Origin of the sequence: Ruminococcus sp. OA3 (assembly GCF_022440845.1) — a bacterium.
Taxonomy (GTDB): Bacteria; Bacillota; Clostridia; order Lachnospirales; family Lachnospiraceae; genus Ruminococcus_G.
Genome location: NZ_JAKNTO010000001.1, coordinates 2,970,250 through 2,994,928 on the forward strand (window position 1 = coordinate 2,970,250; position 24,679 = coordinate 2,994,928).

25 protein-coding genes are annotated in these 24,679 nt (G+C 47.2%); 4 read left to right on the plus strand and 21 right to left on the minus strand.

The window, feature by feature from the left end; all coding sequences use genetic code 11:
• Positions 1-4: 4 nt before the first annotated feature.
• The 4 genes from MCG98_RS13355 to MCG98_RS13370 all read right to left on the minus strand — a co-directional run bounded on the left by MCG98_RS13355 (position 5) and on the right by MCG98_RS13370 (position 4,945).
• Positions 5-709, minus strand: coding sequence for an ABC transporter ATP-binding protein (locus tag MCG98_RS13355; RefSeq protein WP_240303447.1), 705 nt, complete (start codon positions 707-709; stop codon positions 5-7).
• A gap of 20 nt (positions 710-729) precedes the next feature.
• On the minus strand, positions 730-2,793 hold the full coding sequence (recG, locus tag MCG98_RS13360; RefSeq protein ID WP_240302435.1) for an ATP-dependent DNA helicase RecG: 2,064 nt from the start codon (positions 2,791-2,793) through the stop codon (positions 730-732).
• Positions 2,794-2,915: 122 nt separating this feature from the next.
• A complete protein-coding gene (locus MCG98_RS13365) occupies positions 2,916-4,571 on the minus strand; it encodes a DAK2 domain-containing protein (RefSeq protein ID WP_240302436.1) in 1,656 nt (551 codons plus the stop codon).
• 17 nt (positions 4,572-4,588) lie between these two features.
• Positions 4,589-4,945 carry an Asp23/Gls24 family envelope stress response protein gene (locus tag MCG98_RS13370; RefSeq protein ID WP_240302437.1) on the minus strand — a complete coding sequence of 119 codons (357 nt, stop codon included), beginning with the start codon at positions 4,943-4,945 and terminating at the stop codon, positions 4,589-4,591.
• 211 nt (positions 4,946-5,156) lie between these two features.
• Between MCG98_RS13370 and rpmB the strand changes: the two genes are divergently transcribed.
• The 4 genes from rpmB to ilvN all read left to right on the plus strand — a co-directional run bounded on the left by rpmB (position 5,157) and on the right by ilvN (position 8,325).
• Positions 5,157-5,342 carry a 50S ribosomal protein L28 gene (rpmB, locus tag MCG98_RS13375; RefSeq protein WP_028528359.1) on the plus strand — a complete coding sequence of 62 codons (186 nt, stop codon included), beginning with the start codon at positions 5,157-5,159 and terminating at the stop codon, positions 5,340-5,342.
• A 137-nt stretch (positions 5,343-5,479) separates the two neighbouring features.
• Positions 5,480-6,058 carry a TetR/AcrR family transcriptional regulator gene (locus MCG98_RS13380; RefSeq protein ID WP_240302438.1) on the plus strand — a complete coding sequence of 193 codons (579 nt, stop codon included), beginning with the start codon at positions 5,480-5,482 and terminating at the stop codon, positions 6,056-6,058.
• A 33-nt stretch (positions 6,059-6,091) separates the two neighbouring features.
• Complete coding sequence (ilvB, locus tag MCG98_RS13385; protein ID WP_240302439.1) at positions 6,092-7,828, plus strand: biosynthetic-type acetolactate synthase large subunit; 1,737 nt, start codon at positions 6,092-6,094, stop codon at positions 7,826-7,828.
• A complete protein-coding gene (gene ilvN, locus MCG98_RS13390) occupies positions 7,825-8,325 on the plus strand; it encodes an acetolactate synthase small subunit (protein ID WP_240302440.1) in 501 nt (166 codons plus the stop codon). Before ilvB ends, ilvN begins: the two co-directional genes overlap by 4 nt.
• Here the strand turns inward: ilvN and MCG98_RS13395 are convergent, their stop codons facing one another.
• From MCG98_RS13395 to MCG98_RS13475, 17 genes are all read right to left on the minus strand, one after another.
• A complete protein-coding gene (locus MCG98_RS13395) occupies positions 8,326-9,051 on the minus strand; it encodes an ABC transporter ATP-binding protein (protein WP_240302441.1) in 726 nt (241 codons plus the stop codon).
• On the minus strand, positions 9,048-10,598 hold the full coding sequence (locus MCG98_RS13400; RefSeq protein ID WP_240302442.1) for a glycine betaine ABC transporter substrate-binding protein: 1,551 nt from the start codon (positions 10,596-10,598) through the stop codon (positions 9,048-9,050). Before MCG98_RS13400 ends, MCG98_RS13395 begins: the two co-directional genes overlap by 4 nt.
• On the minus strand, positions 10,592-11,209 hold the full coding sequence (locus MCG98_RS13405) for a 4Fe-4S binding protein (RefSeq protein WP_240302443.1): 618 nt from the start codon (positions 11,207-11,209) through the stop codon (positions 10,592-10,594). Before MCG98_RS13405 ends, MCG98_RS13400 begins: the two co-directional genes overlap by 7 nt.
• 168 nt (positions 11,210-11,377) lie before the next feature.
• Complete coding sequence (locus MCG98_RS13410) at positions 11,378-12,499, minus strand: alanine--glyoxylate aminotransferase family protein (protein WP_345891664.1); 1,122 nt, start codon at positions 12,497-12,499, stop codon at positions 11,378-11,380.
• Complete coding sequence (locus MCG98_RS13415) at positions 12,493-13,044, minus strand: ECF transporter S component (protein ID WP_240302445.1); 552 nt, start codon at positions 13,042-13,044, stop codon at positions 12,493-12,495. Before MCG98_RS13415 ends, MCG98_RS13410 begins: the two co-directional genes overlap by 7 nt.
• Positions 13,045-13,170: 126 nt before the next feature.
• Positions 13,171-13,971, minus strand: a complete 801-nt coding sequence (locus MCG98_RS13420; RefSeq protein WP_240302446.1) for an ABC transporter permease subunit — start codon at positions 13,969-13,971, stop codon at positions 13,171-13,173.
• Positions 13,964-14,851, minus strand: coding sequence for an ABC transporter ATP-binding protein (locus MCG98_RS13425; RefSeq protein WP_240302447.1), 888 nt, complete (start codon positions 14,849-14,851; stop codon positions 13,964-13,966). Before MCG98_RS13425 ends, MCG98_RS13420 begins: the two co-directional genes overlap by 8 nt.
• Positions 14,838-15,470, minus strand: a complete 633-nt coding sequence (locus MCG98_RS13430; RefSeq protein WP_240302448.1) for a TetR/AcrR family transcriptional regulator — start codon at positions 15,468-15,470, stop codon at positions 14,838-14,840. The genes MCG98_RS13425 and MCG98_RS13430 overlap by 14 nt, the downstream gene beginning before the upstream one ends.
• A gap of 150 nt (positions 15,471-15,620) precedes the next feature.
• Positions 15,621-15,761 (minus strand): hypothetical protein, encoded by a 141-nt coding sequence (locus MCG98_RS13435; RefSeq protein ID WP_240302449.1) that lies wholly within the window; start codon positions 15,759-15,761, stop codon positions 15,621-15,623.
• A gap of 8 nt (positions 15,762-15,769) precedes the next feature.
• Entirely contained in the window at positions 15,770-16,165 is a 396-nt protein-coding gene (locus tag MCG98_RS13440) for a GerW family sporulation protein (protein WP_240302450.1), read from the minus strand.
• A gap of 6 nt (positions 16,166-16,171) precedes the next feature.
• Positions 16,172-17,110 carry a DUF2953 domain-containing protein gene (locus MCG98_RS13445; RefSeq protein WP_240302451.1) on the minus strand — a complete coding sequence of 313 codons (939 nt, stop codon included), beginning with the start codon at positions 17,108-17,110 and terminating at the stop codon, positions 16,172-16,174.
• A gap of 14 nt (positions 17,111-17,124) precedes the next feature.
• Positions 17,125-17,448: a hypothetical protein gene (locus MCG98_RS13450; RefSeq protein ID WP_240302452.1), complete on the minus strand. Its 324-nt coding sequence runs from the start codon at positions 17,446-17,448 to the stop codon at positions 17,125-17,127.
• An 11-nt stretch (positions 17,449-17,459) separates the two neighbouring features.
• Positions 17,460-19,001: a polyphosphate:AMP phosphotransferase gene (pap, locus tag MCG98_RS13455; protein WP_240302453.1), complete on the minus strand. Its 1,542-nt coding sequence runs from the start codon at positions 18,999-19,001 to the stop codon at positions 17,460-17,462.
• 68 nt (positions 19,002-19,069) lie between these two features.
• A complete protein-coding gene (locus MCG98_RS13460) occupies positions 19,070-19,522 on the minus strand; it encodes an NUDIX domain-containing protein (RefSeq protein ID WP_028528375.1) in 453 nt (150 codons plus the stop codon).
• Positions 19,523-19,591: 69 nt separating this feature from the next.
• Positions 19,592-21,073: a penicillin-binding transpeptidase domain-containing protein gene (locus tag MCG98_RS13465; RefSeq protein ID WP_240302454.1), complete on the minus strand. Its 1,482-nt coding sequence runs from the start codon at positions 21,071-21,073 to the stop codon at positions 19,592-19,594.
• Positions 20,979-22,427 carry an FtsW/RodA/SpoVE family cell cycle protein gene (locus MCG98_RS13470; RefSeq protein ID WP_240302455.1) on the minus strand — a complete coding sequence of 483 codons (1,449 nt, stop codon included), beginning with the start codon at positions 22,425-22,427 and terminating at the stop codon, positions 20,979-20,981. Before MCG98_RS13470 ends, MCG98_RS13465 begins: the two co-directional genes overlap by 95 nt.
• 12 nt (positions 22,428-22,439) lie before the next feature.
• Positions 22,440-24,632 carry a U32 family peptidase gene (locus MCG98_RS13475; protein ID WP_240302456.1) on the minus strand — a complete coding sequence of 731 codons (2,193 nt, stop codon included), beginning with the start codon at positions 24,630-24,632 and terminating at the stop codon, positions 22,440-22,442.
• Between the last annotated feature and the right edge of the window lie 47 nt (positions 24,633-24,679).

Genomic DNA, 24,679 nt, shown 5'->3' on the forward strand with positions numbered 1-24,679 from the left:
TTCCCTACCATTCGATCACATCTACAGATTTCGGTTCCGGGTTTACAGTCATGTCACTCACTTTTCCATTTTTTATACGAATGACCCGGTCGGCGATCGGTGCGATCGCCAGATTATGCGTGATCACAACAACCGTCATCCCTCTCTCCCTGCAGGTCTCCTGCAGCAGTTTCAGAATCGCTTTTCCCGTCTGATAATCAAGTGCACCGGTCGGCTCATCACACAACAGAAGCTTCGGATTCTTTGCCAGTGCCCGGGCAATGGCAACCCTCTGCTGCTCTCCCCCCGACAGCTGCGCCGGAAAATTGTGCATCCGCTCTTCGAGTCCGACATCCGCCAGCACGGTCTCTGCGTCCAGCGGATTCTGACAGATCTGCGACGCGAGCTCCACGTTCTCCAGTGCCGTCAGATTCTGAACCAGATTATAGAACTGAAACACAAAGCCGATATCATTTCTGCGGTATGTCGTCAGCTGCCGTTCCCGGTACCGGCTGATATCGTTTCCGTCAACCAGTATCGTCCCCTCATCAGCAGTATCCATACCGCCCAGAATATTCAGTACTGTTGTTTTTCCGGCACCGCTTGGCCCTACGATTACAGCGAATTCCCCTTTTTCAATCGTCAGGCAGATACCGTCAACTGCCTGTATAGTGACTTCACCCATGCGATAATATTTTCTGATTCCTTCCATGATAACGATCGGCTGCATATTACACCTCATTTCTCTTCTCACAGGCTGATGCCTTCTGTCTGATATTTCAAATACGCCTCCAGTTTTTTTCGAATCCCGCTGTATTCCTGAGTATCCAGAAGTTTTTCGTTGTCAGCCCTCAGCATGGCCGCGGCCTCACTGGCTGTTTTCAAAATTTCTGCATCCTGAAAAATATCCGCGATCCGAAATTCCATCATTCCGCTCTGACGGATCCCCAGGATATCCCCCGGCCCTCTCAGCTTCAGATCTTCTCCCGCAATATGAAAGCCGTCGTTGGAACGATTCAGGATATCAAGACGCTTTGCCGTATTTTCATCCTCATTTCCCTGTATGAAAATGCAATAGGACTGTGCATCCCCGCGGCCCACGCGTCCGCGCAGCTGATGCAGCTGTGCCAGCCCGAAACTCTCTGCGTTTTCAACCATCATAACGGTAGCATTCGGCACATTTACACCGACTTCCACAACGGTCGTACTGACAAGCACCTGAACGTCGTTTGCTGCAAATCTTTCCATCACTTCATTTTTCTCCGAAGGCTTCATCTTGCCGTGCAGAACTGCCACCGCGGTATCCGGCGACAGATATCCGGCAAGTTTCTTCGGGTAATCCGTAACATTCTCCGCGTCGAGTTCTTCACTCTCCTCAACCATCGGACAGATAATATACGCCTGATGCCCCTCCTGAATCTGCTGTTCGATAAAACGGTAAGCCGTCCTGCGGTATCCCTGATTTACAACACAGTTTTTGATGGGCAGCCTTCTCGCCGGAAGCTCATCGATCACAGAGATATCCAGATCCCCGTACAGTATGATCGCCAGTGTGCGCGGTATCGGCGTTGCACTCATCACGAGTACATTTGGCACGCCTCCTTTTTCAGAAAAGTGCTCTCTCTGACGTACGCCAAAACGGTGCTGCTCATCCGTTATGACAAGAGCAAGGCTGTGATACTCCACCTTCTCCTGTATCAGTGCATGCGTTCCTATGATCATGCGGCAGGACCCATTTCTGATCAACCCGTACCGCTCCCGCTTTTCTCTTGCAGTGTTGGAACCAGTCAGCAGGACCGGTGCATACTGTTCCCACTCCTCTGCACTGAGGAGCTGCCTCAGGGATTCATAATGCTGCCTGGCAAGTACTTCTGTGGGCACCATCATCGCTGACTGACAACCGTTTTCTGCCGCCATAGCCATTGCCAGAAAAGCCACAACGGTTTTTCCGCTTCCCACATCCCCCTGCACCAGACGTGCCATGGCCGTACTGCTCCTCATATCGCGTTCGATCTCAAACCAGACCTGTTTCTGTGCGGCAGTCAGCTCATAGGGCAGGCGCTCCATGATCTCCTCCGTCTTCCAGACCTCCTTCAGCGGAAACGAAGCCGGCGTTGTCTCTGATTTTTCTTTAAATCCTGCTACCGTAAGTATAAACAGTAAAAACTCATCAAAAACCAGCCGTTTCCTGGCTTCCTTCAGAGATTCAAAGTTTTTCGGAAAATGAATCTGTTCCACAGCAAACGAATATTCTGCCAGATGATACTGCGTGCGCAGTGCAGCAGGAAGATATTCCTGAAGATTCTCTTTCTGCAGCAGCAGCTGTCTGACCGCTTTGACAATTACTTTATTAGAAAGCCCTGCTGTCAGTCCATAAAGCGGCTGCATGGCATTTTGTATCTGTTCGTATGCGGCAGGAGTAAAATATTCCGGCTGTTCCATTGTCAGACGCCCGTTTTTCTCTGTTACTTTCCCACGGAAAACAAAAACAGCTCCGCGTTTCAGTATACTTCTTAAAAACGGCATATTAAACCAGGTCAGAGTCAGATAAAAATCTCCTTCCCTGATCCTTGTCGTGACAACGGTCCGTATTCCCATTTTTTTGACATCAGGTGCATGCATCAGCATCCCCGTCACAGACCATTTTTTTCCCGGAATAAGCTGACATAGCTGCACGGGTGGTTCATAGGTATCATAGTCTCGCGGATAGTAATGGATCAGGTCGTCTGTTGAGCAGATTCCAAGCTTTGCAAACAGTTTTTCTGTTTTTTCCCCGACTCCCCTGATAGATTTGATTGTGTGTTCTGTCTTCATGCCATATATCCTCTTACTAATTAAAGTGAAAGCCAGTTGCTCTGTGCCGTTGGCACTCCCGGGACCTTCATAGTAAAAAAAGGCATTGCAAAGAATTTTTCTTCCCCTGCAATGCCCATGCTCTATTCTACTGAAACGATACAGTAATAAATCGGCTGGCCGCCATAATTTACCTCTACGTCACAGTCCGGGTATGCCGCTTCCAGATCTTCCCCTAACTTCTCAGCCACTTCTTCCGTCACGTCTTCTCCGTAATATACGCTGATCAGTTCCGAATCTCCATTCACCATCGCCGACACGGTTTCTTTCGTCACACTCATGACATCTTCACCGACCGCCAGAATTCCGTGGTCTCCGATTCCCATGATGTCGCCCTGTTTGATTTCCTTGTCATCAATATGTGTATCGCGGACTGCATATGTGATCTGTCCTGTTTTCACATTGTCGATGCCCTCTGTCATAGCCTGTGCATTCTCCTGCGGCGTTTTTTCCGGTACATAGTTAATCACAGCTGTGATACCCTGCGGCACTGTCTTCGTCGGGATTACAATGATTTCCTTATCCTTCGTCAGATTCTGTGCCTGGTTTGCAGCCAGAATAATATTTTTATTATTCGGAAGGATATAGATCGTCTTTGCATTCACACAGGCAATCGCGTTGAGCATATCTTCCGTACTCGGATTCATCGTCTGGCCGCCCTCAATCAGGTAGTCCACACCGAGTCCTCTGAAGATCTCGCCGATCCCCTTTCCGATGGATACTGAAATAAATCCAACCTCCTTCAAAGGCTCCTGGCTTTTCTGCTCTGCCGCCGCTTTTTCAGCATCCTTGATCAGTTTTTCCTGATGTTCTTCTCTCATATTATCGATCTTCATTCTGGAAAGTGCACCATACGTCAGGGCTTTCTGAATCGCCAGCCCCGGATCATTCGTATGTACATGCACTTTGACGATATCGTCGTCTGCAACACACACAATAGAATCACCGATAGAACTCAGGTAGGATTTGAATTCATTCTCATCCTTATTATTGAACACGTGATCGTCTGTCATGATAATAAATTCCGTACAGTAACCGAATTTGATGTCAGCCTCTGTCTCTTTTCTGACCACAGTACTGCCCCCCGTCGCCACGGGAACATCAAACGTAAGATCGATCTCCTTACCCATGAATGCGTCATACGCACCGCGCATAACTTCCACAAGGCCCTGACCGCCTGAGTCGACGACCCCCGCCTCTTTCAGGACAGGCAGCATGTCAGGAGTTCTGGCCAGAACACTCTCAGCCTCTGCCAGGACATCTTCAAAAAACGCCTGAAGATCATCGCATTCTTCCGCAAGCTGCACTGCTTTTTTTGCTGCGCCACGCGCCACTGTCAATATTGTACCTTCTTTCGGCTTCATGACCGCCTTATACGCTGTCTCCACGCCTTTTTCAAAGGCAGCCGCAAAAATCGGGGCGTCCAGTTTCCTGTAATCCCGTATTCCCTTTGTAAAGCCTCTGAGAAGCTGTGACAGAATAACACCGGAATTCCCCCGCGCTCCGCGCAGAGAACCGGATGAAATTGCTTTTGCCAGTGTTTCTGTCGTGACTTCGGAAAGTCCATTGACCTCTTTGACAGCAGACATGATTGTCAGCGTCATATTCGTACCCGTATCTCCATCCGGAACCGGAAATACATTCAGTTCATTGATCCATTCCTTTTTCACTTCCAGATTTTTAGCACCAGCCAGAAACATCTTTTTCAGCATTCCGGCATCTACTGTATTTGTTGCCACAATAAGTTCCTCCTTAATCAATCTATTACTCTCACGCCTTCGACCAGGATATTGATGTGTTCAATTTCCAGTCCTGTGAATTCTTCTACTTTATACCTGACACTGCTGATCAGATTATCAGCCACTGCAAGAATGCTGACTCCATATGATACGATCACATGGAAGTCCAAGGAGATTTTATTGTCATTCAGCGCAACATTGATCCCATGTTTTAAACTTTCTCTTTTCAACAGTTTTACCAGACCATCTTTCATATTTACCGCAGCCATACCTACGATGCCAAAACATTCCACGGCAACGCTTCCGGCATACATAGCGATAACGTCCGGATTTATGGATATTTCTCCTAGTTCTGTATTGATTCGGCCCTTCATTCGGATTCCTCCATTTCTGGTTCTTAAGTCTCTGTTTCATAATGACCCTTATTTTATGTTTGTATTATAACCTTTTTTACAGGAAAATGAAATATTTAATTTGAATTTTTTATTTTTCTCTTGCAAATCAAGGCGACTTCTGATAAAATAACTATTGTTGCAAGTCTGGATGTGCTTTCCGGACTTATTATATGTTCAAGGAGGTGCAATCATGGCAAAATGTGCAATTTGTGAAAAAGGCGCTCATTTCGGAAACAATGTGAGCCATTCTCATAGAAGATCTAACAAAATGTGGAAATCCAACATCAAATCTGTAAAGGTTAATGTAAACGGAGCGGCCAGAAAGATGTATGTATGTACTTCATGTCTGAAATCCGGCAGAGTTGAGCGTGCTTAGTTCTTCATGAATCATCGATTATGAATACTGCGAAAAGGGTGTCCTGAAGGGACATCCTTTTTTTATCATACTATTGACAAATACATCATATCTTTATAAAATGGAACGAAAGCAAGTACTTGCATGGAGGTGTCATTATGGATGAAACCAGTCAAAAGATCATTGACGCGACGATGCGCCTGATTCGCGACAAAGGATACGTCGCTACTACTACAAAAGATATCGCTAACCTCGCCGGCGTCAATGAATGCACACTTTTCAGGAAGTTCAGGAACAAAAAGGATATTGCACTAAGCGGTATCGAACAGGAAAAATGGCGCGGCAATATTACATCTGATATTTTTCACGACATAGTCTGGGAACTGCAGCCGGACCTTGAAATGTTCATGAACGCTTATATGGAAAGAATAACACCTGATTTCGTAAATCTTTCCATTGGTCTTCGCGCTCCGCAGCTGTATGAGGATGCCGCGCCTTTTATCATGAAGATACCGCAGGCATTTATCTCTTCTCTTACTGAATACTTCAGCAACATGGAGGAACTTGGAAAACTTCCCCCGCTGGACTGTGAGTGCCTTGCTCTGACCATATTTTCTGCGACTTTCGGTTATACATTCCTGAAAGCTTCTTTTGAAGAAAAGCTTTCATCTGTGAGCCGGACAGATTTTATCAAACGGAGTGTGGAATTGTTTATCAGCGGTATTCCACAGCTGTGATGAACTTTAATACTGCAAAAAGGAGAGTAATCTATGTTAATATCAGGAGCTGAACTGTTTGTAAACGCTTTAAAGGCAGAACAGGTTGACACTCTGTTCGCCTATCCCGGCGGCCAGGCCATTGATTTATTTGATGCCCTGTACCAGAAACCGGATATCGATGTCATTCTTCCGCGTCATGAGCAGGGATTGATTCACGCCGCGGACGGTTATGCCCGTTCAACCGGAAAGACAGGGGTATGCCTTGTGACAAGCGGTCCCGGAGCTACCAATCTCGTCACCGGCATCGCCACGGCAAATTATGACAGTGTCCCGCTTGTCTGCTTTACCGGCCAGGTTCCGACCAGTCTGATCGGGAATGACGCCTTCCAGGAAGTCGATATCGTCGGTATCACCAGAAGCATCTGTAAATATGCAGTGACAGTCAGAAACCGTGAAGACCTCAACAGTACCATCAAAAAGGCATTCTATATTGCCAGAAGCGGTAAACCCGGAGTCGTGGTCGTCGATATTCCAAAGGATATCCAGCGGGCACCCGGCAGCGACCTGTATCCCGAAACGATCGATATCCGCGGATACAAACCCAGTACATCAGTACATATCGGACAGCTGAAAAAGGCGCTGGGACTGTTAAAACACGCAAAACGCCCCGTCTTTTTAGTCGGTGGTGGCGTCAATATCACACATGCGGGAAAGGAAATGACGAAGCTGGCAGAGTTGACGGGCTGCCCTGTTGTCACGACGATCATGGGAAAGGGGTCGGTCCCCACCTCCCATCCCCTCTATATTGGAAACATCGGGATTCACGGCAGCTATGCCGCCAACTCGGCGATCAGCAACTGTGATCTGCTGTTCTCGATTGGCACCAGATTCAACGACCGGATCACCGGAAAGATCGAAGAATTTGCAAAAGACGCAGCCATCGTTCACATCGATATTGATTCTGCTTCCATTTCCAGAAATATTGCCGTCGATGTCCCCATCGTCGCTGATGCCAGACAGGCGATCCTGGCGCTGCTTGACAGGGCAGTACCCCTGAAAATCGACGCGTGGCGCGATGAGATCAATACCTGGGATCAGCAGTTCCCGTTGAGGTCGAAGGCTGCGGGACTTACACCTGAGGCGATTATAAGCGCCATTAACCAGACGTTTGATAACTCAGTCATAGCCACCGACGTAGGACAAAATCAACTGTGGGCGACACAGTATCTCTCTCTCGACGAACACAGGCAGCTGATGACTTCCGGGGGGCTTGGCACAATGGGATACGGGTTTCCTGCAGCACTCGGTGCAAAACTTGGGAATCCTGACAAAGACGTCATTGTCATATCCGGTGACGGAGGCATGCAGATGAATATTCAGGAAATGGCGACGGCTGTAGTTTACGAACTGCCCGTCATCATCTGTATACTGAACAACGGATACCTGGGCAATGTGCGGCAGTGGCAGGAAATGTTTTTTGATAAGCGTTATTCTTCCACCTGCATGCGCCGCAGAAAGAGCTGTCTGGCAGCATGCGGAAACATGCATAAAGAGTGTCCTGAGTATACTCCCGATTTTGTGAAACTGGCGGAAAGCTACGGTGCAAAAGGAATTCGTGTGACAAAAGCTGAAGATATCGCCACTGCTTTGGTGGAGGCTAAAAACACCCGTACTGTACCGACGGTCATTGAGTTTATCATTGAGCGTGAAGCGAATGTCCTGCCGATGGTACCGCCGGGAAATCCGCTGAGCGATATGATACTGGAAAAGGAGGAGCAGGAATCATGAAAAAGAGATGGATCTGTCTGTTTGTAGAAAATGATGTCGGGGTGCTCGCCAGAATCTCCGGACTGTTTTCGGGAAAATCATATAACCTGAACAGCCTGACGGTCGGGGCGACCGAGGATGAAACCGTATCCCGGATGACGATCAGCCTGACCAGTGATGACAGGACGTTTGAACAGGTAAAAAAACAGCTCAACCGGGCTGTCGAGGTTATCAAGGTTGTAGATTATACAGATGTTGCCATACATCTGAAAGAACTCATGTTCATAAGGGTCAATTGCTGCACTGCCAGGGACATGGCTGAGATCTTCAGGCTTTCACAGGTCTTTGAGGTGAAAGTGATCGACTACACCCCAACAACCGCTCTGCTTCAGAGTATTCAGACTGAAAAGCAAAACAACGATCTGGCCGCCATGTTTGGCAAATACTTTTTAAACCGGATTGAGATCATACGCGGAGGAAGTGTCGCTGTCGAAGCACTCAACGGTTTTGAAAAGTGATCATCCCCCAATCAGCCTGCGAACGAACTCCGTTGCCGGCTGCTGCTGTATCCGTTCAGGGGAATCATACTGCAGAATGGTTCCCCTGTCCATCACCAGTACCCTGGTCCCCAGCTTCATCGCTTCTGTAATATCATGTGTTACAAACAGGATCGTAATTTTAGTCTTTTGATGTATCTTTTTCAGTTCATCCTGCAGCTGTTTCCGCGTGATCTCGTCTACTGCACCGAACGGTTCGTCCATAAGCAGGATATCCGGAGACGCAGCCAGCGCTCTGGCTATCCCTACTCTCTGCTGCTGTCCGCCGGATAATTCGGACGGATAACGGGAGAGGAGTTCTTCTTCCAGACCTACGATCTCCATCCATTTTTTTACTGCCCGCCTGGTTTTCTCCTTTTCCCTTTTATTCAGCAGGTTCGGGACATATGCAATATTTTGTTCCACTGTCAGGTGAGGAAACAGGACACTTCCCTGAATGGCATATCCGATATTTCTGCGAAGCTGTATCATATCCATATCCTTGATATTTTTACCATGAACCACCACATCTCCGCTGGTCTGGGTGATCAGTCCGTTGATCATTTTCAGCAGTGTCGTTTTTCCACATCCGGAAGATCCGATGACTGTCACAAACTCCCCATCTGCAATCTCAAGATTCAGAGAGTCGATCACTTTCTGCTCACCATATATTTTGGAAATATTTTGAAATTCAATTACCGCACTCATGCACCCACCCCTTTCAGAAGTCCCGTTTCCTCTAAAAACTCTATTGCGGCATCACGCGGTTCCTTTCCTTCCGCTTCCACTTCATAGTTCAAATGTGACACCTGTGCATCATTCAACACACCAGTCAGCTTCTCAAAGACTGCTTCCAGTTCCGGATAATCTTCCATCACTTCACTGCGCACTATATTTCCGCACATATAGGACGGATAGAACCCCTGGTCATCTGTAAGTACTGCCACATCTGATGCACTCAGCTGTCCGTCAGTAGTAAAGATAACCATCACGTCAATTTTTCCTTCCTGGATCGCTTTATATTTTAATCCGATATCCAGATCCATCGTACTTTTAAACTTCAGCCCATACGCATCACACAGGGCATCATACCCGTCTTCCCGTTCGAAAAAGTCATATTCCGCACCGAATACCAGCTGATCAGCCATCTCTTCTAAATCAGAGTACGTTTTCAGGCTATACTGATCGGCGATCTCTTTTCTCACTGCCAGTCCGTAAGTGTTGTTAAAACCATACATCCCTTTCCAATTCATATCATACGTTTCTTTATAGGCATCCTCCAGCTCTCCAAACATATCTTCTGAATACCCTCCCTCTTCTTTCAGCACCATGTTCCAGGCAGTTCCCGTATATTCCGGATAAATATCAAACTCCCCGCTTTCCATGGCGGGCCAAATATTTGATGTGCCCCCGCCCACTCCCTGAGTCAGTTCCACTTTCAGGTCTGTGTCCTGTTCTATTAAGATGTCCAGCATTTCCCCAAGAATATATTGTTCTGTCATCGGCTTTGTGGCAATGCGTATGACATCTTCCTGATGCGTGTTCCAGAGTATCCCTCCAAGAACAGCCGCACAGGAAATCCCGATTACAAATTTCGCTGCCAGGTTTCTCCTCTTTATCCCGCTGTTCTTTCGCTCCATGGATTTCTCCAGTATCCCAAGCAGTAAATCCATGAGCAGGGCCAGAAGCGCTATAAAAAGACTCCCTGCTATTGTCATCGCCGCGTTGTTCGTTGTAATACCGCGATAAATGGCGACACCCAGACCGCCCGCACCGATAAATGAGGCGATACCAGCCAGTGCAATCGTCATCGTCACCATGTTGCGGATGCCTGACATGATCACTGGCAACGCCAGCGGTATCTTGATCTTGTACAGGATCTGAACATCTGTGCTTCCCATGCCTCTTGCCGCTTCCAGAATCCCCCTGTCCACATTTCGAATTCCCGTGTGCACCGCGCGTACCATGGGAAGCAGCGCATAGACTGTCAATGCTATGACAGCAGTCGTATTGCCCACCCCCGAAAATGGGATCAGAAATCCAAGCATGGAAATCGATGGTATGGTATATAAAAAATTTATCGCTGCCAGTGTGGGTTTTGCAGCCTTTTCATATTCGCTGATCAGGATTCCCGCCAGCCCGCCAGCCAGAACCGCAATCACTATGGATATAAAGGATATTTCCAGATGTTCCCACAGAAGCTGCAGGAAAAATCCTCTTCGTTCCAGCACCAGAGTGCAAATATCGTTTAACATATGGATCTCCTTCTTTTGATTGCCTCCGCAGGACAGTTCTCAGCGCAAAGACCGCAGTGCAGACAGTGTTCCTGCTGTATGCGGTACGGTGTCCCTTTTTGGATACATCGCTGGGGACAGATGCTTAAGCAGCTGCCGCACTGTATACAGGACTCTGAAATCATAAATCCCTTCTCCTCTTCAGATATCCCACCGAGTGAAAAACTTTCCCGGTAAATGGGTTGTCTGCCCAGGTCAAAGAACTCTAACACCGCATCTTCTATACGGAACGGTTCCAGAATATATCTGGCATTCCCCGGATACACATCCCGCATCGCCGGATTTTCCTCAAAAATCCGGTCAATCCAGTCCCTGTGGCGATCCAGTTTTTTTACCCGGCCTTCCAGCCGAACCATCTGAAACTGACGGTTCATCCCGGTAACCGCAACTTCCGGTCTGTCCAACAACTGCCTGTAAAATGCCTTGCCTCTGGCTGTGCAGAAAATCAGTCTTTCCTGTTCCACCAGCATCACATCAATGATCCTCACTTTCGGTTTTCCCTCGCGGTCTGCGGTAGCAAAAGCAACATCTTTTATCTCCCTTAAAATCTGTAGACAATCTTGTGCGTTCAACCTTTTCCCTCCTAATCTTCCCGTTTCCTATTCTTATTATAGCATAATTGAAATTATTATCCTTGATAAGTACGCACAAAAAAGTAGCATAGTATCTTTTCGATACTATGCTCATACGTCCCTGTATATTAACCGGCACCTGTTCGTGCCCCTTTGTCTGGTGCGCCTTTAAAAAGCCTGAGCCATACTCCCCTTCATCTCAATCCCAATATCAGCAAGCACCTGATCCAATGCAGCAAGCGTCCGCCGGACTTTTTCTTCCCGGCAGTTCTCTCCCATATGACCAATCCGGATCACCTGTCCCGCCATGACGTCAAAAGATCCGGCGATCAGAATATTGTGCTCCTTCTTCATCTTCTCCAGGATCTCCGCAGCTTGAGCGGGCTTTGGCACCTCAAATACCGTCACCGTCCCACAGAAGCCGTCCTCCTGGTAAAGTTTCAGTCCGCAGGAGACCAGCGCCCGGCGGACCCGTGCCGCAATCTTCTGATGACGCGCCACAATATCAGGTTCCCGCCTGATGTTCTCAAGCGCTGCTCTCAGTCCGCAGATATCGCTGACCGGCATCGTGTACGGGAACCACTGGTTTTCGTAATAGTCTTCAAAGGTGAGCAGATTCGCATAGAAAGAAGCGACCGGCGTCCTTCTGTTTTTTACGGCGGACTTCGCGTCCTGACTTAAAGTGACGAGAGTCAGGCCCGGAGGCGCCGAGATTGCTTTCTGTGATCCTCCCAGCAATACATCGATCTGAAAATCGTCTGCATCCATCTGTTCGCCAAACATCGCCGAGACAGAATCCACGACAGTCAGTATGCCGTAAGACTTCAGCAGGGGACAGATTGCCGAAACATCATTGCACATGCCGCTTGGCGTATCACAGTGTACCACAGTGGCATACTTAAAATCTGAATCCTGTTCCAGATATGTTTTCAATGCAGCAGGATCGATGGGCTTGCGGTAATCCGTCGAATAGAGCACCGCATCTCCTCCGTACATCGAGACAAAATCCTGGAATCCCTTCCCAAACACCCCGTTGTCAAGCACCAGAACACGGTCCCCTGCCTCCGTCAGCGATGCGCACGCGGCTTCGAGTCCAAGGATTCCCTCACCCCCCAGGATCAGTGTCTCATTCTCTGTGCGGACCAATTCACTGAACATGCGGCAGGTATCTCTGTAAAAATCATAAAACCACGGATCCAGATCCGGATTTGTACATACTCTGCTTCTTGCCATCCTCACATTCTCTGCAACTTCAGTCGGTCCAGGTGTCATGATCTCGTACATCAGCATGTCCTCCTGCCGGGTCCGAATTTCTCAGCTGCAGTGCGAAGCCTTCCGACAATCGGAAGTGTCAGAACGGCAGCTGTTCCAATCTGCACCAGATTTCCGGGGATGGAGCCTGCCGGAGTCAGCCAGTTGCCGTAAAGAATGACTTCCGCAAGATAATAGCCGGCCACCTTGATCACGCAAGCCACAATGACCGCCAGCGCATACCAGCCGAGTCCTCTGTGTTTCTCTGCGATCAGGCCGACAGTGAAGCCCATCAGGCCGACGATCACCAGGGTAAATGGAGCCCATGCAGTCCACCCGGACAGCAGATCGAACATTGCCATCCCGACACCGCCTGCGATGGCACCCGTGCGTTTTCCAAATATCATGGCGCCGATAAACAACGGTACATTTCCAAGATGGATCAGCCCTCCGTTCGCCGCGATTGGCAGACGGATATTGACAAATGCCGTGAACACATATGTCAGGGCAATAAAGACAGCTGTGAGCGTCAGGCTTTTGATATGGTTCGTCTCACGAACTGCAGTCTGTGTCGATTGATTCATAATGATTCTCCTCTTTTCTGTCATGATTGAATGTCGCGTACATCCTGGAATCTATCTTACAGGAAAATTGGCATTATTAAAATATCCAGTTTTATCATTTTCGACCAGACCACTTTCGTTTTCCCGTTAAAGCGGCAGATTCCTTCTGCTGAAAGCAGCGACTCCCGCTGCCATCAATAGGATTCCTGATGCATACAGCGCGGCACATGCCAGCCATGCATCCCCGTCAGCCGCAGTCAGCCCATTGATGTCAAAGAGCGTAAGCGGCGTTACATACCTTATATTCCGGAATTTTTCTCCTGTCTGTGATATCATCTGAACGAGCACAGAGCAGACCACAATCCCGGCTCCGATTCCGGTTGCCCTTCTCGAATCATTAAACAGGCATGAGGACAAAAAGCACGCGCCTCCAAAAAAGATAAGAAGTCCAAGCAGACCCACATTCACTCTGAGAAACGCAGGCACTTCCAGCTCGCCGGGAAACAAGATACCGGATACAGCCGCAACCAGTACCGTTACAAAGGCTACCAGAAATACAAGACAAACTGTTAAAAATACAGCCTGCGTTGTGACGATCTTTCTCCTCTTGTGCGGTGCTGACAAAAGACATGCCATCGAGCCGTTGTCTACATACTTCGCCACCAGCCGGTTTGCCAGGATGATAATAAAGACCGCAGGAAATATCACAAACAACATGCCGTACAGATACCCGGTGATGAATTCCAGCAGTGTCGTGCCGACTTCTCCCATACCGAATGCTGCGAAGATCTGGGGCATACTCTCTGCCATGGCCCTCAGGCTGTCCCCGGTCTTTGGGTCAAACATCATAACAATCATTACTGCATACATTGTCAGGACTCCCAGGAAAATCACAAGCAGTATGTAATTAGATTTTAATTCTTTCCGAAACAGTGTCGTACTAAGCATCTTCTTCCCCTCCATAAAAGTGCATAAAAAACTCTTCCAGACTCTGGGTACGAATGTCCATATCCAAAACCTTGTACTGTGACGCTTTTTTAATCAGTAAATCAACATCTTTTCCGACTTTTACAGTCACCGTGCGATTCTGTAACTCTGCTCCGGAAAACTGCGCAGCCATATCTGCAGCCATCGCTGCAGTTTCCAGTTCCATCTGTACGATTTTTTTTCGTCCCGTGCGCAGCTTCTCCATCTTCTCCACAGCGGCCAGTTTCCCGCCTCTGATGATAGCAGCACGGTCACACGTCTTTTCCACCTCTTCAAAGCTGTGAGAGGACATCAGGATCGTCTTTCCTCTTTTCTTTTCCCGGAGAATAAGATCCACAAACTTATTCTGCATCAGCGGGTCCAGGCCGCTCGTCGGTTCATCCAGAATGAGCAGCTTCGGATCCTGCATAAAGGCACATACGATTCCGATCTTCTGTTTCATTCCCTTTGACATCTTTTTCAGTTTTCCAGATGGATTCAGATCAAACATATCCATCAGCTCGGGAGCACGTCCCAGATCTTTCATCTTTTTCATATGTGCAATAAAGCGTATGAACTCCATTCCATTCATAGAATCAATAAATGCAATCTCCCCCGGCAGATACCCGAGATATTTCTGAATCTCATCCGCTTTTTCAAAACAGTCCCTGCCTCCGATGGTGAGAGATCCGCTGTCCGGTTTCATAAATCCCATCAGCTGACGGATCGTCGTCGTTTTGCCGGCACCGTTCGGTCCCAGAAACCCCAGGACTTCCCCCCGCCAAACCCCGAAGCTGACGTCAAAAACTCCCCGTCCCTCGCCGTAATCCTTTGTGATATGGTTAATCTCAATGACACTCATCCAGATACTCCTCCTTATAGGTCAGTTTTTTCATCATGTCCATCCAGTCCTCAAATTCCTGTGCCAGAAGGTCAACGTCGAACCCCGTTTTCTCCATCTGAAGCTCATGGATATAACCGTCCGCCATCCACTGCAGCATCTTAAACACTTTATATGGATCTGCCGTTTCCTTGAACCTGGAGGTATCAATATGAGAGAAGTACTGTTGATACAGCACTTTGATCAGCGATGTATTCATCGACTTCAAACTGTCAGAAACTTCCTCTTTTTCGGAATAAAACGCCCTCATGGAAAATTCCATGATATACGGATTTTTGCCCAGAATTTTGATTTTTTCTTCCGTACAGTAGCTCAACATATCATAGAAGTCTGTAATCTGGTTCATCCTCTGGTTTCCGATCTGGCTTTTCATGATCTCCACCACATAGTTATACAAAAACAGATACAGTTCTTTTTTATTGTGAAAATAGTAAAACAGCAATCCTTTTGATACACCCGCCCTTGCCGCCATCAAGTCCGTCGAAGCACGCTTGTACTCATTTCGTGCAAAGACTTCCATTGCTGCATTGATGATATTTTGCTGCTTATCTTCCGGGAGTGAAAAGAATTTTTCATTCATACCCTCACCTGTCCTTTCTGCCGCACATTGTGCTGACTCTTATGGTTTGACTCTCCTGGTCATTCCTTATTATCAGAATAGCGAATTGACTATCTTTTTCAACCCCCTTCAATCAGAAAAAAGACTCTGATCAACGTAATCAGAGTCTTTTTATGAACAACAGAATAAATTATAACCGATCATAAGACATATCAATGCTACTATGACCTCACAGAGAGACGACGGTATGATCAATGCGATCATGACGCCGATTCCGATAAAAAACATAACAAAACCGATAATTCGGATCATGAACTCTCCTATTTTTCCTCTTCTTGATTCAGTATATGCTCAATATCCTCCTGTGTATACTCATCTGTTTTGTCCTTTTTTGTAAATTTATCCGCAATGTCCGGAACCATATCCAGAATCTTGGTGATCGCATCCTGGTTCTTCACGTTGACAAGCTTTGTGCCGTTTTTATTGATAACCAGAACAGCTGACGGAGAAATTTTACCTCCCATGCCGCCGTAACCATTATTTTTCGCATTTTCGGCAAATGCTCCCGCGCCAACACCGAATGAAACATCTACCAGCGGCAGTATGATCGTATCACCGATATGGATCGCATCACCGACGACTGTCTTGGTCGTAATAAAACTCTCCATACCTTTGAATAATGCCTCAACCGTATTGTGAAATGAATTGTCTGCCATATTTTTTTATGCCTCCTTGTGCTGAAATCTTCTGAATGTTTTCTTAACAGATTTACTGCGGTATACCCGCCATCCCAGACGAAGCAGAACCACTCCCAGTATATGTCCGCTAAGCACTACCCTGCCCTCCAGGATTTCCTGATCAAAAACTGGAATGACCTGCAGTTTTGTCTTATACAGGGGAACGATAATTCCACATATTCCCAGAGCCTGCCCGGTCAGTGCCGGATCATCAAATCCAAATTTAATATATCCCTTTGCTCTTCTCGGAATCAGCTGCCGCAGCAGTGATTTCGATGTCGTCCATAAAAACCGAATTGTCTCTTTTGTGGTCTCATCTGCAAGAAACGATTTCCATTTTTTTATTTTAGCATAGATTTCTGTTAATGTTAACTTAAATTTCCGGAAAATACTGCGTATCTTTGTCGGAAACCCCAGTATCCGCTGCCAGATCTTCCGTATTTTCCCAAAGATTCCGCTGCCCGGACGTTCCCGTTTTTTTTCGCGGTAAAGATCCATCGTTTTATCCGGAACATTATGCTCTCTCTTGTCATTCAGCTCAGAGATTTCGGTTTTTTTGGTTTCTGTCTCTTTCACCGGCGTTGCTGGAAGAACAGCCGTCCCTGTCGAAACGGTCTTTTCAGCTCTTTTCCTGAACATCTGTTTTATGCCGGAGAATATTCTATTCAGCCGGTCCAGCGAGATGCCGAAAATCCGTATCACAAGAGATGTCCCTTTATCCGACATGCCCGCCCTGACAGACAACAGCCCACCCAGCCAGGATACGCGGATATTCCCGGATAATTCCTCCGGAGTCCTGATGCCTTCCAGCCGGTAGCATACCGGGACAAACAGCAGACAGAGAATCGCCAGCAGCACAAGTCCCAGTATGACCAGCAGCAGCACACCTATTATTTTTAAGATTATGAAAATAATATGTAACATGACTCCACCTTTTATTACGCTTTCTGATTATTTTCCAGAAATGCCCGGATCTGGACATCTCCCGTCTTCTCCCAGACTTCTCTGGTGATCTCCTCCACAAGTTCCAGTGCCTCTTCATATCCCTCTGATATACCCACGATCATCGGGCATCTGGCCCGCAATGGTTTCTGAAGAAGATAATTTGAAGAAATGATCTCCAGATGATCAGCCGGATTGGCAGCAAGCGTAATCACATATACACCGATCATACCGGATCCATTGTCGATCTTCCTTCGGATTTTTTTTTCTTTCTTTTTTGCAGTATCGCCCACATAAAGGTTCTTATACCAGTTTAACATAAATCTGTCCTTTATTTTTTGTCTTCCAATCTCTTTAAAATGGCATCAATTACCGTCCGCAGCACTTTAATGCGTGCATAATATTTACAGTTGCCTTCCACAATGATCCATGGTGCGTAGGTCGTGGAGGTGTGGATCAGCATCTCATCAACTGCCTGTTCGTACAGATCCCATTTTTCCCGGTTTCGCCAGTCCTCGTCCGTAATTTTCCACTGTTTGGACGGATCTTCCATACGCTCTTTAAAACGCCTCTCCTGCTCATCCTTGTCAATCTGCATCCAGAACTTCAGAACAATCGCACCGTCATGGGCCCAGCTTGCCTCCATGTCATTAATCTCTTTGTATGCGCGTTTCCATTCAGTCTCTGAACAGAATCCCTCGATTCTCTCTACCATGACCCTGCCGTACCAGGTTCTGTCGTAGATTGCTACATGGCCGTCTTTTGGCACCTGATTCCAGAAACGCCACAGATAATGATGGGAACGCTCCAGGTCATTCGGCGCTGCCGTCGGGTTTACCTGATATCCCCGCGGGTCCATGCGTTCTGTCAGGCGTTTGATGGCACCGCCTTTTCCGCCTGCATCCCAGCCTTCAAATCCGATGATAACAGGAATTCTCCTGCGGTACAACTCTCCGTGCAGGTGCTCGATCTGTGACTGCAGATCTTCCAGGTACTTCTTATACTCGTCTTTTTTATATGTCAGGCTCAGATCCACACTGTGCAGACTTGAAGTCCGCATCACGCTGTCGTAAAGCAGCTCTTCAGGCGCTGTCTGTACTTCCACCGGCTCCCCGCCGGCATTCTCTTCTCTCTGGAGCTCCTTTTGTTCCAGCTTTTTCTTTTTAGCTTCAATCGCCTCTGTCAGACACCGGATAACCGACATATAAATTTTTACTGTAGCAAATTCCCGGTCCACGGACTCAATGATTGTCCACGGCGCACAGTCCGTATCTGTCTTCTGCAACATCTCATCATTAATGCGCTTATACTCCTCATACTGTTCATTCCGTTTCAGATCTCCCTTGCTGACACGCCATGCACTCGCCGAATCGCTCATCAGTTTTTCGAAACGCTTTTTCTGCTCTTTCTTTCCAATGCAGAGGAAGAGTTTCAGAATCGCCGTCCCGCCGTCCGAAAGCTGCTGCTCAAAGGCATTGATCTCATCGTACGCGTACTGAAGTTCATAGTCTGTTGTGATCTTATCAAACCGGTCCACCTGAACTTTCCGGTACCAGCTCCTGTCAAATATCGCGATTCTTCCGTTCGGAGGGGTCTTTGTCCAGAATCTCCACAGAAACGGACGCATGCGCTCTTCCTCAGTCTCACTTCCCGTAGCATATACGGAAAATCCTCTGGGATCCAGCGCATGTATCAGATTGCTGATCTGTACTCCTTTACCGGCAGCACCAAATCCCTCAAAGACGATCATCACCGGTATCTGCAGCTCTTTGCACTCTCTCTGCAGCAGTGCCAGCTGAGGTTCCAGCCGTTCCATCCGTTTCTTGTACTCACCTTTTCCGAGCTTTTTTGTCAGATTAATCTGTTCCAGCATAGAATCCCTCCTTTTTATTTTAGAATAAGGGAGAGATACTGGTATCCCTCCCTTTTCTACAAGAATCATTAATAGTATTTGCGATTTCCCCACAGGTTGGATTTTTTCAAATCCAGATATTCCTGATAGGCCATTTCCAAAATCTGCCGTTCATTTGAAAATTTTAACAGGTGGTAAGCTTCATGGAACTTATAATATCCCGAATCAACAAAATATTCCTCTCTCTGAGGTTTGCTGTGATAACTGTTCGCCATCATCAGATACCAGTGAACATCTTTTTCCACCGTGTCTTCCGGAACAGTAAAACTATATTGACTTTTTCCAATGTATTTGATAATGGAAGCTTGTACCCCCGCTTCTTCCAGAACCTCCCGCATTGCGGTATCCTTATAGTCCTCTCCTCTTTCAACAGTTCCCTTCGGCAATACCCATCCCTCATACTTGTTTTTATAGCTTTTATATAAGGTCAGGATCTTCCCCCGATATATTACCACCCCGCCACAGCTCGTTGCCTCAATCATTGCAATTCCTCCTGTTATGCGTAGTGTTACTTGTAATAAGTATACCTCTTTTTAACAGGGTGTGCAACCTTAATTGTAATATGCATCGAATATTTGTTTTGCTATGGGGACTGCGACATCACTGCCTGTCCCGGAACTTTCCGCGATCACACTGACGACAATATCCGGATTGTCAACGTTTGAAAATCCGACGAACCATGCATGTGGAGATCCGCTCATATCACCGTGTTCGGCTGTTCCTGTCTTTCCGGCTGCCGTGTAGCTCTGACCGGAAAGCATGGATGCGGTGCCGCTCTGTACAACCCCCTCCATCAGTTCCTTGATCGTCTGTGCCTCCTCGGATGTCATCAGTCTTTCATAGACCGACGGTGAATATTTCTTCACGCTGGCTCCGGTGTAGTTTTCAATCCGGTCCACAAAATACGGCTCCATAAGATTCCCGCCGTTAGCAACAGCGGCTGTTATCATTGCCATGTGCATCGGTGATGTGACCGTATTCCCCTGCCCGATCGCCGTCTGCATGGCAAGTGCATCCGGTGTACTGCCATCGAGCGTGAATTTCCCCTTGCTGTAAGGAATCTCGATGGGAAGCTTTTTGTTAAACAATACATCCTCCGCTGTCTGTGCGAAGGTACCTCTGCCAAGATCTACACCGATCTGTGCAAATGCACTGTTGCAGGATTTCGCAAACGCCGCCGCAAAATCCTCGTGACCATGCACGTTGTTATTATAACAGTGGATCGTATACCCCCCATTTGTCACTTCACCCTGGCAGTCAAAAGAAAAGTCACTCAGACGCTCCCCGGATCTCAGGTACGCCAGAGTTGTCACTATTTTAAATGTTGACCCCGGCGGATAAAGACCCTGTGTCGCGCGATTCAGAAGATTTGTGTTACTGTCGTCACTGACAAGTTCATCCCAGATAGAGCTCAGCGTATTTGGATCAAAATCCGGTTTGCTGACCATCGCCAGTACTTTTCCGGTGTCAGGTTCCATCACAACCACAGCTCCGTTGTATCCTCCGAGTGCATCATAGGCAACCTGCTGCAGCCTGACATCGAGTGTTGTAACGATCGTATCTCCCATATTTTTTTCTTCTTTGAATTCATTTGTCACCTGTTCAACCGCACCCGCGTGCGAAGTCAGAAGATGATAATTCTCAGTTGATTCCAGTCCGCTGTTGCCATTACTCGTGTAGCCCACTACATGTGCGAACAGATTGTTATACGGATATGTCCTGTATTCATTACCCTCTTCATCTGTCTCCGTCTGTGCCAGTATCTCACCGCCGGAAGCCATAATATCCCCGCGCACAACCCGCTCTTCATAAGAGCTCTGCCTTTTATTATACGGGCTGTTCAGAAATTCCTCACTCAATTTCACGTTAAAATAAACCATATAGCCGATCAGAGACAGAAAGATCACGACAAACGTATAAGCCACCACCACATATTCTTTACCACCGGAGGCTTTTTTCTGTTTCCTCTTCGATTTTTTCTTCAAGGCTTTTTTCTCTTGTCTGCTCAGTGCCTTTTCTTCTTTTCTGCTCATACTGCGCTCCTGGTTTCCGGTTTCGTTCCTGTTTTTGTTTCTCAAGTTCTGCTCCTTCGTCTTCTCTCAAAATGTAAAGTCCCTGGATGATCGCCAGCATGACGATCGTACAGATGACCGAACTTCCTCCGTAACTCACAAGTGGAAGTGTGATTCCGGTCATTGGTATAAATTTTGTCGTGCCGCCGACTGTCAGAAATACCTGAAACGCATATTCTGTCCCAAGTCCAAGGGCAATCAACTTATAAAACTTATTGCTCATCCTCATTGAAATATTTAAGATCATGAGGAAACAGCTCATACACACAAGCAGAAGGCATATCGCGAAGATTGCTCCCATCTCCTCACAGATCGCTGCGAAAATAAAGTCCTGCGTCACAACGGGAATTGATTTTGGAGAACCCGCAAAAAGCCCGACACCAAACCATCCCCCTGCACCGATCGCAAACAGCGACTGAACGATCTGATATCCATTTGTCTCGTATACGGAAAACGGGGCTTTCCATGCCACAACACGCTGCCGCACATGGCCGAACAGGAAATAGGCAGCCACAGCTGCAAGACTTCCTCCCGCAAGTCCTGCAAGCGCATATAATGGTTTTTTCGTGGCGACGTAAACCATTACAACGTAAGTCATAAAAAATACAAGTGCACTTCCGAGATCTGTAGATAATACCAGGATCATTACATGAATTCCCGCCACTGCCGTAGCAGTTACAACCTTTTTAAAACTGGGGTCCCCTCTCAGGATTCCCGCAACAAAAAATACAAACGTTATTTTTACCAGCTCTGAAAACTGAAAACTGATCCCGCCGATCTCCAGCGCCAGATTGGCACCTCCCGTCACTCTTGACAGCGCCAGCACTGCGAGCAGCAAAATGATACCCAGGATCCCGTAAAGCCATGTCAGGTCCTTCAGAAGTTTCACCTTCCGGATGATGACCGGTACCAGCAGTGAAATAGCAGTTCCCGCCACCACGATAAAAAACTGCTTCTCCGCTTTCTCGAAATCGAGACGGCTGAGCATGATAAATCCGCAGCTCAGCAGCATGCACATATTATTCACCACCAGCATGGACGCCTTCTTATAAAAAATGCGGTATATAACCTGCAGAACCACGATATATGCTGCCACCTGCAGATACATGATCAGCATTTTAACTTCCATGGTCTGGAGATACATCACAAGAAAGGCAATCAGATTCAGAAAAAGAATCAGAATCACCTGCTTGCGAAGCACATATTTCTTGTCGTCTTCATCCTTTTTTTTGAATATCCGGAAACACTGAAAGGTAAACAGCGTCATCAGGATTATGATTAAATACTTTGATAATTCAACTATGATATTGATCATACATTCACCTGTCTATACGCCCCGTCTGAAATGCCCTTTCGTAAACTCTCCGGAATATTGCGGAAGTTTTCCCATCCCGTAAGCTTCCGAAAATAACCGGGCAATCGCCGCAGTGCGTTTTGAATCCTCTATCGTAAAGTTAAGCCTTACGGCTCTTACACCGAGTTCTTTTACCTCCTGATATTCCCGTAAAAGTCCCGTGGGTATACTGTTATATATGGTATTATAACAGAAACTGCAGTCACATTTTACCGCAAATTGCTTTTTATAGCGGTCCCTCAGATAAAGAACAGAATCTTCCTTTCTGCAGGCATCCAGATTTTTCTTTACACACTGTGCAGATATCATAAGAACCGTATATCCGTAGACCACCATCTCGCTGTCTGTATTGCAGCGTTTTTTAATCTCCTTGGAATTTAATTCTGCCGGAACAGTATCACCCTCCATACCGAGCTGATCAAATAATAATTTCCCCCTGTGGTTCCACGCGGACATCGACGCATTTTGCACCGTGCACTCCTGCATTCCGGCTTCCCTCATCCGTGCATACTGTTCCAGGTTATGCACGAGAAAGCCTCGGATTCCTGTCAGCTTCAACTCAGACAGATATGCAAAAAGCTCTTCCGTCTTCTCTTCACGCAGCATATACGGAAGCATAAGAAACGGTTCAATTCCCTGTCTCGTGCACTCCTTCACATACATACCCACATTCTCTAAAAACCGTTTTCCGTAAAACACGGAACACAATGCATAAATTCTCTTTACTGCACCCGAGTTCAGCAGAGCGCTTATCTGTTCCTTCGTTTCTGCCGAAGCCCAGACCGGTATATCAGTCTCTTTATGTGAATTTTTCACCGTTTTATCAGATTCATTCAAACTTCTGAATTCTTCCCTGAAAAACTTTTTTAAAATCTCCTGTTCCAGTGATGCAAGTGCGCCGCGGCGCAGCTCATTCAGATCCTGCATCGGCATGAAGATATCATCTGTCATCTCCAGAGATAATGCTTCGATATGAAATAAGGTAGCCCCGGTCTTACGCAGCTGTCTCTCCACGCGCTCTTTCGACAGCGGCTGTTTCACAGCCCGCTGAACATCCGCACCCTGACAGACTGCCTCATGCCCGCAGGCAGAAAGTCTGATCCTGGATTTCTCCCCGGCTTTCAGTGATACCTCCGCCCTGACTTTGATCTGATCTTCCGGCTTCACATACTCCTGCGAGATTCTCTCAAACAACGCCTCATTGCGGACCTGGCCGTCCTTCTTTTTCAACGTTTTTTCATTTCGAAGCGCCATCATTCTGCGTCCGTTTCTCTGCCTGTAATATCCCTGGTGAAAGCCGTCGCGGTTATACAGGTCAAATAATTCCTGCCTGTCCTCCCGCGCCACCTCATAAGTTTCACCTTCAGTCGCCAGATCCAGATACTTTCGGTAAATGCGGACAACGCCTGCCGTATATTCCGGCTTTTTCATCCGTCCTTCGATCTTCAGAGAAGTCACACCCGCTTCCAGTATCTCCGGCAGCAGATCTATCGTGCACATGTCTTTTGGACTCAGCACATACGCTGTTTTTTCATCATTTAACGTTATTCTGCCCTCATTTACCTGATATGGAAGCCGGCATGGCTGTGCACATTTTCCGCGGTTTCCGCTGCGGCCTCCCAGCATGCTGCTGAACAGGCACTGACCTGAATAACAATAGCATAATGCACCGTGAACAAAACTTTCAATCTCGAGTTCTGTCTGTTTCCTGATATCCTGTATCTCCTGCAGCGACAATTCCCTTGCTGTCACAATACGGCTTGCACCCAGCTGTTCCAAAAGTCGTGCGCCGGCTGCTCCAGTGATTGTCATCTGTGTGCTGCAGTGTATGGGAAGTCCGGGAAATTCTTTTTTTATAAAAGAAAAAACACCTGAGTCCTGTACTATAACCGCGTCCAGCCCCCGTTTATAGTATGGAAGCAGATATTCATATAATTCATTCTCCAGCTCCGATTCTTTGAGCATTGTGTTGACCGTAAGATATAACTGCTTTCCATGCAGATGTGCATAGTCTATCGCTCCCAGCATATGCACGCTGTCCAGATTGTCTGCGTAGGCCCTTGCTCCAAATTTTTCACCGCCAATATAGACTGCATCAGCCCCCGCAAGGTAAGCTGCCGTCATCGCTTCATAAGATCCGGCAGGTGCCAGCAATTCTGCTCTCATAACGTTCCTCTTTTCAAAAAATAAGGAGATTACCCGTCCAGCAATCC

Excerpts from the sequence above, each read along its gene's own strand:
- MCG98_RS13465 (WP_240302454.1), bottom strand. The coding sequence starts at position 21,073 with ATGAGCAGAAAAGAAGAAAAGGCACTGAGCAGACAAGAGAAAAAAGCC.
- MCG98_RS13410 (WP_345891664.1), bottom strand. The coding sequence starts at position 12,499 with ATGCTGATGTACGAGATCATGACACCTGGACCGACTGAAGTTGCAGAG.
- ilvN (WP_240302440.1), top strand. The coding sequence starts at position 7,825 with ATGAAAAAGAGATGGATCTGTCTGTTTGTAGAAAATGATGTCGGGGTG.
- MCG98_RS13430 (WP_240302448.1), bottom strand. The coding sequence starts at position 15,470 with ATGAATGAAAAATTCTTTTCACTCCCGGAAGATAAGCAGCAAAATATC.
- MCG98_RS13415 (WP_240302445.1), bottom strand. The coding sequence starts at position 13,044 with ATGAATCAATCGACACAGACTGCAGTTCGTGAGACGAACCATATCAAA.
- MCG98_RS13380 (WP_240302438.1), top strand. The coding sequence starts at position 5,480 with ATGGATGAAACCAGTCAAAAGATCATTGACGCGACGATGCGCCTGATT.
- MCG98_RS13460 (WP_028528375.1), bottom strand. The coding sequence starts at position 19,522 with ATGATTGAGGCAACGAGCTGTGGCGGGGTGGTAATATATCGGGGGAAG.
- MCG98_RS13355 (WP_240303447.1), bottom strand. The coding sequence starts at position 709 with ATGCAGCCGATCGTTATCATGGAAGGAATCAGAAAATATTATCGCATG.
- MCG98_RS13450 (WP_240302452.1), bottom strand. The coding sequence starts at position 17,448 with ATGTTAAACTGGTATAAGAACCTTTATGTGGGCGATACTGCAAAAAAG.
- ilvB (WP_240302439.1), top strand. The coding sequence starts at position 6,092 with ATGTTAATATCAGGAGCTGAACTGTTTGTAAACGCTTTAAAGGCAGAA.
- pap (WP_240302453.1), bottom strand. The coding sequence starts at position 19,001 with ATGCTGGAACAGATTAATCTGACAAAAAAGCTCGGAAAAGGTGAGTAC.
- MCG98_RS13395 (WP_240302441.1), bottom strand. The coding sequence starts at position 9,051 with ATGAGTGCGGTAATTGAATTTCAAAATATTTCCAAAATATATGGTGAG.
- MCG98_RS13470 (WP_240302455.1), bottom strand. The coding sequence starts at position 22,427 with ATGATCAATATCATAGTTGAATTATCAAAGTATTTAATCATAATCCTG.
- MCG98_RS13440 (WP_240302450.1), bottom strand. The coding sequence starts at position 16,165 with ATGGCAGACAATTCATTTCACAATACGGTTGAGGCATTATTCAAAGGT.
- MCG98_RS13445 (WP_240302451.1), bottom strand. The coding sequence starts at position 17,110 with ATGTTACATATTATTTTCATAATCTTAAAAATAATAGGTGTGCTGCTG.
- MCG98_RS13425 (WP_240302447.1), bottom strand. The coding sequence starts at position 14,851 with ATGAGTGTCATTGAGATTAACCATATCACAAAGGATTACGGCGAGGGA.
- MCG98_RS13370 (WP_240302437.1), bottom strand. The coding sequence starts at position 4,945 with ATGAAGGGCCGAATCAATACAGAACTAGGAGAAATATCCATAAATCCG.
- MCG98_RS13475 (WP_240302456.1), bottom strand. The coding sequence starts at position 24,632 with ATGAGAGCAGAATTGCTGGCACCTGCCGGATCTTATGAAGCGATGACG.
- recG (WP_240302435.1), bottom strand. The coding sequence starts at position 2,793 with ATGAAGACAGAACACACAATCAAATCTATCAGGGGAGTCGGGGAAAAA.
- MCG98_RS13400 (WP_240302442.1), bottom strand. The coding sequence starts at position 10,598 with ATGTTAAACGATATTTGCACTCTGGTGCTGGAACGAAGAGGATTTTTC.
- MCG98_RS13420 (WP_240302446.1), bottom strand. The coding sequence starts at position 13,971 with ATGCTTAGTACGACACTGTTTCGGAAAGAATTAAAATCTAATTACATA.
- MCG98_RS13435 (WP_240302449.1), bottom strand. The coding sequence starts at position 15,761 with ATGATCCGAATTATCGGTTTTGTTATGTTTTTTATCGGAATCGGCGTC.
- rpmB (WP_028528359.1), top strand. The coding sequence starts at position 5,157 with ATGGCAAAATGTGCAATTTGTGAAAAAGGCGCTCATTTCGGAAACAAT.